Source organism: Rhodohalobacter sp., from assembly GCF_041686455.1.
Lineage (GTDB): Bacteria > Bacteroidota > Rhodothermia > Balneolales > Balneolaceae > Rhodohalobacter.
Genome location: NZ_JAWLDW010000145.1, coordinates 1 through 6,055, shown reverse-complemented (window position 1 = coordinate 6,055; position 6,055 = coordinate 1). Strand labels below are relative to the sequence as shown.

Below are 6,055 nucleotides of genomic sequence, written 5' to 3'. Positions count from 1 at the left end.
TTCATAACTGCAGGCCTGCGAGGAGTTCATGAGTAATCTATTTTCGGAATTATTAGAAGGTTCAGTTGTTCCCGTATTGTACCAACTTCTCACTTTCTTTAAAGCTATTTCAGTGTTTGGAATCTGGGCTAACAGAAATAAATTTATATCATCACTTTCCGAAGTAGTTTCTGTATAATTGTATAGCATATCATCTTCTGCCCCGCTTTTTGACTCTTCATCGGGTTTGAATTTGATGTACTTATATCGATAACCATTCTCATTCTTGTTTTTGACACTTATAAAGGCATAATAATACGAGTCGTCCTTACTGTTAAGTATATTCAATACTCTAAAAGCAGCTTCTATTCTTTTCCAATTTGGCTCGTTTGGGTTTGATTTTTCAGCGGCTTGTGATGTATGATTAATATCGGATTCAATATGTGGGATTAGGTCATTTCCCTGCTTAGGCAATAAATGATTTTCTTCTATATCTATTTCTTCTGGTGCCAACGTCCGTTCGCAAGAAATGAATATTATAACAAACAAACCCATTAGCAGAAAAATGTACCCCCGGTAAAAACTGTTTCATAATGGCGTAAGGTTGTGGTTTTTAAAGATGGATTAGGTCATACGTATATTTACTTACGCTAATAAGAGTAGTGGGGGGAGGGGGTAATTGTTACAAAGTTTTTTAAAGAGTTGAATTTTGATGATCTGAGGGAGTAGTAAGCGGTTTTTAGTCCACTCATTTTTTTAAGTATTGATTCAATCACCCCGACATGAATCCTACCAACCCTCACAAAACTTTAACCTGACTTTCTCCGTCTCTCCCTATATATTCACCCGCTAACGAAAAACAGGTACAAATTTGCAGTTGCGATAAGGTATATTCATTGCAAACCTTTTCGTATATTTAGTGCTTATAAAATTTTTCAGAATGAACGATATCGTTCAATATGGCTAAAAAATTCGACGAAGTTAAACAGCTCGCTTACCCAAAAGCGGAAGTGGAAATCCTCAACTGGTGGAAAGAGAATAAGATTTTTAAGAAAAGTCTCACTTCCCGCGAGGATGGAATTCCGTTCACGTTCTATGAGGGTCCTCCAACCGCTAATGGAAAACCGGGTATTCACCACGTGATGGCAAGAACCGTGAAAGATCTGTTCTGTCGCTACAAAACGCTGAAGGGTTTTAGGGTAGACCGCAAAGGCGGATGGGATACCCACGGCCTTCCGGTAGAGATTGAAGTGGAGAAGGAGCTGGGGCTCGAGGGGCGCTCGCAGGTGGAAGAGTATGGAATGGCGGAATATAACGCCAAATGCCGCGAGAGTGTGCTCAAATACAAGGATTTATGGGATGAGCTGACCAACCGTATGGCCTACTGGGTGGATTTGGACGATCCGTATGTCACATTTGAAAACGACTATATCGAATCGGTCTGGTGGGCATTTAAGCAGCTCTATGATAAAGGGCTGGTGTATCAGGGATATAAAATCCAGTGGTATTCGCCGGGCAGCGGTACCGTGCTCTCTTCGCATGAGGTGAGCCTGGGATATAAGGAGACGCAGGATCCTTCGATCTACGTAAAATTCCCGCTGGATGCCGATGAAAATGTTTTCTTCCTCGCCTGGACCACAACCCCGTGGACTATTGTTTCGAACATGGCGCTGGCCGTGAACCCGAAACTGGAGTATGTAAAGGTGAAAGTGAGTGAAGGCGACCGCACCGAATTTTATATCCTGGCCAAAGATTGCCTGGAAGATGCGCTTAATCACGACTATGAAATTGTAGAAAGTTACAAAGGATCAGACCTGACCGGCTGGATCTACAAGCCCATTTTTGAATTTGCCCTCGAGGAGTATGACAAGGAAGATGCCTGGAGAGTGATTGAGGCCGATTATGTGACGACTGAAGACGGTACCGGCGTGGTTCATACGGCTCCCGCTTTCGGTGCGGATGACTATGAGTCGTGTAAGAAAGCCGGAATCCCGATGTTCAACCCGGTTAATGAAGAGGGACGATTCACCGAACAGGCCCCCGATTTTGCAGGGCAGTGGTTCAAGGATGCAGATAAAGAGATTAATCGCGCCATTAAGGAGAAGAGCCGCATGTATCACCACGATGTATATGTGCATAACTATCCGTTCGACTGGCGCAAAGGTACCCCGCTGATGTCGTACCCGGTGGAGTCGTGGTTTATCAGAACTACCGCCGTGAAGGATAAAATGGTGGAGCTGAACAAGGATATTAACTGGAAGCCGGGGAGCACCGGAACCGGACGTTTTGGCACCTGGCTCGAAAATAACGTGGACTGGGCCGTTTCGCGGCAGCGGTACTGGGGAACACCGATTCCTCTCTGGGTGAGCGACAAAAATCCCGAACACATTGAGTGCGTGGGTAGCGTAGAAGAGCTTCGCAAAAAAGCGGGGATCTCCGATGATGTGGAGATCGACCTTCACCGTCCGCATATAGACGATTATACATGGGAAGGCCCTGACGGTGGAACCATGAGGCGTATTCCGGACCTACTGGATGTGTGGTTCGATTCCGGCTCGATGCCGTGGTCGCAGTGGCACTACCCGTTTGAGAATAAGGATAAGTTTAAGGAGAACTTCCCGGCTGATTTTATAGCCGAAGGTGTGGATCAGACACGAGGCTGGTTCTATACGCTTCACGCGCTGGCAACTATGCTGTTTGATAAGCCTGCATATAAAAATGTAGTTTCCAACGGACTGGTTTTGGATGCCAACGGCGAGAAGATGAGTAAGTCGAAAGGCAACTCTGTGGATCCGTTTGAGGTGATTCAAAAATATGGAGCCGATACTGTTCGCTGGTATATGATGAGCAACTCCTCTCCGTGGGAGAATCTCAAGTTCAGCGAAGAGGGGCTGCAAGAGACGCAGCGTAAGTTTTTTAACACGATTGTAAACACCTACTCATTCTTTGCGATGTATGCGAACATCGACGGATTTATCTACTCCGGGTCACCGCTGCAAAAATCGGAGCGCACGGAAATGGATCGGTGGGTCATTTCCCGACTCAACACAACCGTTAAATCGGTGGATGAATTTTTGGATGAGTATGAGCCGACCAAAGCCGCCCGCGAAGTGGAGCGTTTTGTGGAGGAACTAAGTAACTGGTACGTTCGCCGGAACCGGCGCCGTTTCTGGAAAGAGGGCAAGAGCCTGGATAAAACGGCAGCCTATCAAACCCTGTATGAGTGCCTGGTCAGCCTGGCGAAAATTGTCAGCCCCACAGCACCGTACCTCGGTGAATGGCTCTATCAAAGACTGAATGAAGTAACCGGACAGGACGAACAGTCGGTTCATATCTCATTCTATCCAACCGTTGAGGAGACCGCGATCGACAAACAGCTTGAGCGCCGCATGGATATTGCACGAACCGTAAGCTCTATTGTGCTTCGCGTACGGAATCAGATTGATATCAATGTTCGCCAGCCGCTCTCAAAAATCATTCTTCCGATAGATAAAGAAGAAAGAGCTGTGGTTGAAGCCGTAAAAGATATTATATTGGATGAGGTAAACGTTAAAAAAATTGAGTTTGTAGACGATGATTCCGGCATTGTGAGCAAATCGGCCAAGCCGAACTTTCCTGTATTAGGAAAACGACTTGGAAAAAAGATGAAGCCGGTTGCTGCCCGAATCCAGAATCTCTCTACCGACGAGATTACAGAATATGAAAATGAGGGTGCTATTGAGCTCGATCTTGAGGATGGTGAAACGGTACGTATTTCATCCGGTGAGATTGAGATTCAGCGTTCCGGCTTGCGGGGCTGGTCAGTAGAGACAGAAGGCGGAATTACCGTTGCCGTGGATACAGAAATTACACCTGAACTTCAGAAAGAGGGTCTCTCACGCGAATTTGTGAATCGAATTCAAAATATGCGTAAAGAGGCCGACTTTGATGTGACTGATCGTATTGTGATCGGATTTTCCGGGAATGATGAGATTGCGGAGGCAGTTGAAGCAAACCGGGAAAACATCAAATCAGAAACTCTGGCTGAAGAAATTACCCCTGAACTACTTGACGTATCAGACTTTGTGAAATCCTGGGATATCGAAGACAGGGATTGCGAAATTTCGATACGGAGAACTACTAACAATTAATCATCAGTATTATGGCATCTTCAAAGGATTCCAAGACAAAGGATAGAATCAGTCCCTATAACGACGAGGAACTGGAGTACTTCCGTGAAATTATACTTAAAAAGCGAAACGAAGCGGAACAGGAGCTGAATGCCCTGCAAAGTACACTGCGTGAAAGCATGGAAAACTCTTCCGACGAGTCAGCTTACTCATTCCATATGGCGGATGCAGGAACGGATGCTCAGGAGCGTGAAAAAACGTACATGCTGTTCAACCGCACCAAGAAGTTTATCCGCTACCTGGACGACGCTTTGGTACGGATCGACAATAAGACGTATGGCGTTTGCAAAGTTACCGGCAAAAAAATTGCCAAAGGCAGACTGGAAGCGGTACCTCATACTCAGCTGAGTATTGAGGCTAAACTGAAACGCAGATAGAGTCTATATTTTGTCAGAAAAAGCAAAAAAGCTGCTCGTATTTTCAATCCCGGCGGTATTTGTTCTGATTATTGATCAGATTACAAAACACATTATCCGAACGTCACCGGAACTGCACAGGGTTGATCTGATTGAGGGGTGGCTCGCTTTTAATTTTACCAAAAACCCGGGTATGGCCATGGGAATGGACTGGCTGTCTACGCCTGTCATTAGTGTCATAGCCATTTCGGCCACGATTGGGATTATCGGCTATATTCTTTATACGCTGAACCGGGCAAACTACGCCTATCTGGTCTGCATGGGTCTAATTATCGGCGGTGCTCTCGGTAATATTTACGATCGCATCTTTATGGGAATTGCCGGTGATTACGGAGGGGTTCTGGAGGGGCACGTAGTCGATTTTATTCATTTTTACCTGCAAATCGGGGATACAGCTGTTTTTCCATACATCTTCAATGTTGCAGATATTGCAATAACCACTTCAATTATTATACTCCTCCTTTTTCATAAATGGATTATGCCTGAGGAAGAGAATGAAGAGAGTGATCTGAAAGCTGAAGCGGAGTTGAATGAGGCAGAATTGGGATCTTCGAAAATAGAGAATGCCGATCAGCTCGATGATACTGAGGTAAGGCCTGAAAAGGGTTGACGGTAAACCTCTTTTACAGATTTTAAATAACTTCTTTTCTTTGTAAAGAAACTGCCGCACATGTAAGTTTTCCATATTACTTTTGGGCCGCCAAAAGTAATCAAAAACTCCCGGCGGTGATTGCTGTCGGGCTTGGTTTGCTCGCGCGGTTACACAACATCAATCGCTCCCGAGGGGAGCCGATATTGTGATGTCACCCGCGCTGTGATGCAATCCAAGCTACTCCTCCACCAATCAAGGCCGGAGGATTCAATCACGTTCTTTTTAATAACACGTATGAATAAAAAAAAGACTTTAGGCGCAATTGCTGCCGGCCATCCAGAAACAGCAAAAGCAGCTGAGCAGATTCTTCTCGACGGCGGCAATGCTTTTGATGCTGTGATAGCTTCACAACTGGCTGCTTTGGTTGCGGAACCGGTGCTGACTTCATTGGGAGGCGGCGGATTTATGCTGGCAGAAACGGCTTCCGGAAATCAGACCTTGTATGATTTTTTTGTCCAGACGCCCATCCATAAAAGAGACCCATCCCGGCTAAGTTTCAGTCCAATAATGGCTGATTTTGGTGGAACTGAGCAAGAGTTTCATATTGGTCCGGGTTCAATGGCAGTACCCGGAATGGTGAAAGGCCTGTTTGAGATTCACAGGGATCTCTGCACTCTGCCGATGAACAGAATTGCCGAATCGGCCATTGAACTGGCGCGTAAAGGCGTGGAGATGAACTCTTTTCAATCCGGCATCTTTGATATCATAAAGCCGATCTATTTCGACTCGCCCGAGCCAAAACGTATTTTTAGAAGTTCACGAGAGGCAGATCAACTGATTCGCGAAGGTGAAGTGTTAAAACAGCCTGACCTTGCAGAACTTTTAGAGCAGCTGGTGAT

At 45.7% G+C, this 6,055-nt stretch carries 5 protein-coding genes; 4 read left to right on the top strand and 1 reads right to left on the bottom strand.

Features of this window, described 5'->3' with window-relative positions:
* The coding region (locus tag ACESM0_RS12310) for a hypothetical protein (protein WP_372906507.1) at nt 1–492 on the bottom strand (492 nt) is incomplete at its 3' end.
* Between the two features lie 446 nt (nt 493–938).
* Here ACESM0_RS12310 and ileS point away from each other — a divergent pair.
* From ileS to ACESM0_RS12290, 4 genes are all read left to right on the top strand, one after another.
* Nucleotides 939–4,109, top strand: a complete 3,171-nt coding sequence (ileS, locus tag ACESM0_RS12305; RefSeq protein WP_372906506.1) for an isoleucine--tRNA ligase — start codon at nt 939–941, stop codon at nt 4,107–4,109.
* 11 nt (nt 4,110–4,120) lie between these two features.
* Nucleotides 4,121–4,525: a TraR/DksA family transcriptional regulator gene (locus tag ACESM0_RS12300; RefSeq protein WP_372906505.1), complete on the top strand. Its 405-nt coding sequence runs from the start codon at nt 4,121–4,123 to the stop codon at nt 4,523–4,525.
* A 10-nt stretch (nt 4,526–4,535) separates the two neighbouring features.
* Complete coding sequence (locus tag ACESM0_RS12295) at nt 4,536–5,174, top strand: signal peptidase II (RefSeq protein ID WP_372906504.1); 639 nt, start codon at nt 4,536–4,538, stop codon at nt 5,172–5,174.
* Between the two features lie 276 nt (nt 5,175–5,450).
* Nucleotides 5,451–6,055, top strand: a 605-nt coding sequence (locus ACESM0_RS12290; protein ID WP_372906503.1) for a gamma-glutamyltransferase, incomplete at its 3' end; no start/stop codon positions are given.

Coding starts and splice junctions, on each gene's coding strand:
- ileS (WP_372906506.1), top strand. CDS start 939: ATGGCTAAAAAATTCGACGAAGTTAAACAGCTCGCTTACCCAAAAGCG.
- ACESM0_RS12300 (WP_372906505.1), top strand. CDS start 4,121: ATGGCATCTTCAAAGGATTCCAAGACAAAGGATAGAATCAGTCCCTAT.